At 68.7% G+C, this 3034-nt stretch carries 2 protein-coding genes and 1 rRNA gene (1 of these 3 running past the window's edge); 2 read left to right on the forward strand and 1 reads right to left on the reverse strand.

Annotation, left to right across the window (positions count from 1 at the left end):
* Positions 1-169 (reverse strand): 16S ribosomal RNA (locus RZ84_RS05505) (it extends 1360 nt beyond the left edge of the window).
* Between the two features lie 581 nt (positions 170-750).
* Between RZ84_RS05505 and RZ84_RS05510 the strand changes: the two genes are divergently transcribed.
* Together RZ84_RS05510 and ptsP are read left to right on the forward strand one after the other, a co-directional pair.
* Entirely contained in the window at positions 751-1200 is a 450-nt protein-coding gene (locus tag RZ84_RS05510) for a PTS sugar transporter subunit IIA (protein ID WP_043263319.1), read from the forward strand.
* Positions 1201-1285: 85 nt separating this feature from the next.
* On the forward strand, positions 1286-2956 hold the full coding sequence (gene ptsP / locus RZ84_RS05515; RefSeq protein WP_043269208.1) for a phosphoenolpyruvate--protein phosphotransferase: 1671 nt from the start codon (positions 1286-1288) through the stop codon (positions 2954-2956).
* Positions 2957-3034: the final 78 nt, after the last annotated feature.

Consider the following 3034-nt stretch of genomic DNA (forward strand, 5'->3'; position numbering starts at 1 on the left):
GGTATTAGACCCCGTTTCCAGGGCTTGTCCCAGAGTGAAGGGCAGATTGCCCACGTGTTACTCACCCGTTCGCCACTAATCCCCGGCCGAAACCGGTTCATCGTTCGACTTGCATGTGTTAAGCACGCCGCCAGCGTTCGTCCTGAGCCAGGATCAAACTCTCCGTGAATGTTTACCGGTAATCCGGTGACACTCGCGTTGAGCGGAACAACCAGGAGGAATAGTCCCGATCGTTCACAGCGTCCTCGCTGTGTGTGCCTCCCAAACTCGGGAGGACTTTCAAAGGAACCTCATCTCCATGACAGAGACGGGGTATCAACATATCTGGCGTTGACTTTTGGCACGCTGTTGAGTTCTCAAGGAACGGACGCTTCCTTTGGATTCCCTCTCGGGTTTCTGCCGGGCGCTTCCCTTCGATGTTTCACACTCTATCAGGGCTTTTCCGGCTTTCGAACCACCGCTTTTCTGCAGGCATGCAGAAGCGCATGATTCGAGAATCAGGATCATGACTCTGAGGAGTGCCGCCCACTCAACCGGTCGCCGTTGCGTGCTTCCTGGTTGTCCGGGGCAGATCTCAGACAGTACAGGGGTGGTGTGGGCGAGGCAAATCGATTCGACGGGGAAGCAGGTGCCAACCGGCGTCTCTCGTGCGGAACCGTCAGTTCCTATGACTTACGCTTCTGAACGGTGCGCCGTCCAGGACAGGCAGTGACGGCGGCCTGATGAATCTTCACCCCTGGGAGGCTTCCCATGACCACCGTGACGTCCCCTCTTGAAGGACGCGCCATCGGACTCGCGGCAGTGCCGGATCCGGTGTTCTCCGGAGCGATGGTGGGTCCCGGTACCGCCATCGACCCCGTTCGCGAGCCGTCGGAGGCGGTTTCGCCCGTGGACGGCGTCGTTGTTTCGCTCCACCCCCATGCGTTTGTCGTGGTCGACGGCGAGGGACACGGCGTCCTGACGCACCTTGGTATCGACACCGTTCAGCTCAACGGCGAGGGCTTCGAGCTGCTGGTGAACAAGGGCGACACGGTGTCGCGGGGCCAGGCCGTCGTGCGCTGGGACCCGGCCGCGGTCGAGCAGGCCGGCAAGTCGCCGGTGTGCCCGGTCGTCGCGCTGGAGGCCACTGTCGACTCGCTCGGTGACGTGCGCGAGGACGGCGACGTCAAGGCGGGCGACTCGCTCTTCTCCTGGCAGTAGGGACTTGCCGGGCGCCGTTCCGCACGGCAGGTACGACATCCACCGCGGCGGCTGGGTCCGCCGCAAGCAACCGGAGACGGGTGACATGGAGACAACGCTGCGAGGCGTCGGCGTGAGCCACGGTGTGGCCATAGGCGAGGTGCGGCACATGGGCACGGCGGTGCTGGAGCCGCCGGCCAAGCAGATTCCGGCCGAGGAGGCGGAGCGCGAGCAGGGGCGTGCGCGCCAGGCCGTGGAGGCGGTGGCCGCCGATCTGATCGCGCGGGGCAATCTGGCGGGCGGCGAGGCGCAGCACGTGCTGGAGGCCCAGGCCATGATGGCTCAGGACCCTGAGCTGATGGCCGATGTCGAGCGGCGGATCGCCGTCGGCAGCACGGCTGAGCGGGCGGTGTACGACGCCTTCGCCGCCTACCGGGCGCTGCTGGCCGGTGCGGGTGAGTACCTCGCCGGGCGGGTGGCCGACCTGGACGACGTGCGGAACCGGATCGTGGCGCGGCTGCTCGGGGTGCCGATGCCGGGCGTGCCGGACAGCGATGAGCCGTATGTGCTGATCGCGCGGGATCTGGCGCCGGCCGACACGGCGCTGCTGGACCCGGCGCTGGTGCTCGGGTTCGTGACCGAGGAGGGCGGGCCGACCAGCCACAGCGCGATTCTCGCGCGGGCGCTGGGGGTGCCGGCCGTGGTGGCGCTGCCGGGTGCCGGGGAGCTGGTCGAGGGCACCGTGATCGCCGTGGACGGCAGCACGGGTGAGGTCTTCGTCGACCCCAGTTCCGCCAAGCGCGCGGATCTGGCGAAGGCGGCGGAGGAGCGGAGGGCGGCGCTGGCGGCGTCGTCCGGTCCCGGTGCCACGTCCGACGGGCACAAGGTGCCGCTGCTGGCGAACGTGGGCGGTCCGGCGGATGTGCCGGCGGCGGTGGCGGCCGGTGCGGAGGGGGTCGGTCTCTTCCGTACGGAGTTCCTCTTCCTGGACGACAGCAAGAACGCGCCGTCCGAGGAGAAGCAGGTCGACGCCTACCGGAAGGTCCTGGAGGCTTTCCCCGAGGGGCGCGTGGTGGTGCGCGTGCTGGATGCCGGGGCCGACAAGCCGCTGGACTTCCTGACGCCGGCCGACGAGCCGAACCCCGCGCTGGGTGTGCGGGGGCTGCGGACGCTGCTCGACCACCCGGACGTGCTGCGGACCCAGCTCTCGGCGCTGGCCAAGGCGGCCGAGGGGCTGCCGGTCTACCTCGAGGTCATGGCGCCGATGGTGGCGGACCGGATCGATGCCAAGGCGTTCGCGGATGCCTGCCGGGAGGCGGGGCTGCAGGCGAAGTTCGGCGCGATGGTGGAGATTCCGTCGGCGGCGCTGCGGGCGCGGTCGATTCTCCAAGAGGTGGAGTTCCTTTCGCTGGGCACCAATGACCTGGCGCAGTACACCTTCGCGGCGGACCGTCAGGTGGGCGCCGTGTCGCGGCTGCAGGACCCCTGGCAGCCGGCGCTGCTGGATCTCGTGGCGGTTTCTGCCGAGGCGGCGAAGGCCGAGGGCAAGAGCTGTGGTGTGTGCGGTGAGGCGGCCTCCGATCCGCTCTTGGCGTGTGTGCTGACGGGACTTGGGGTCACCAGCCTGTCGATGGGTGCGGCGTCGATTCCGTATGTGCGGGCGACGCTGGCCAAGCACACGCTGGCGCAGTGTGAGCGGGCGGCTGCCGCGGCCCGTGCCGCGGACACCGCCGACGACGCCCGGGCCGCTGCGCAGGCGGTGCTCTCCGGGGAGTGATCCGCGCGGCGCGGTGCGTCGCCGGAGTGGAGTGTGAGGGCCGTCCCGCCGTTGTGGCGGGGGGGGCGTCTCCGGGGG

The sequence above is a fragment of the Streptomyces sp. CT34 genome, assembly GCF_000805335.1.
Lineage (GTDB): Bacteria > Actinomycetota > Actinomycetes > Streptomycetales > Streptomycetaceae > Streptomyces.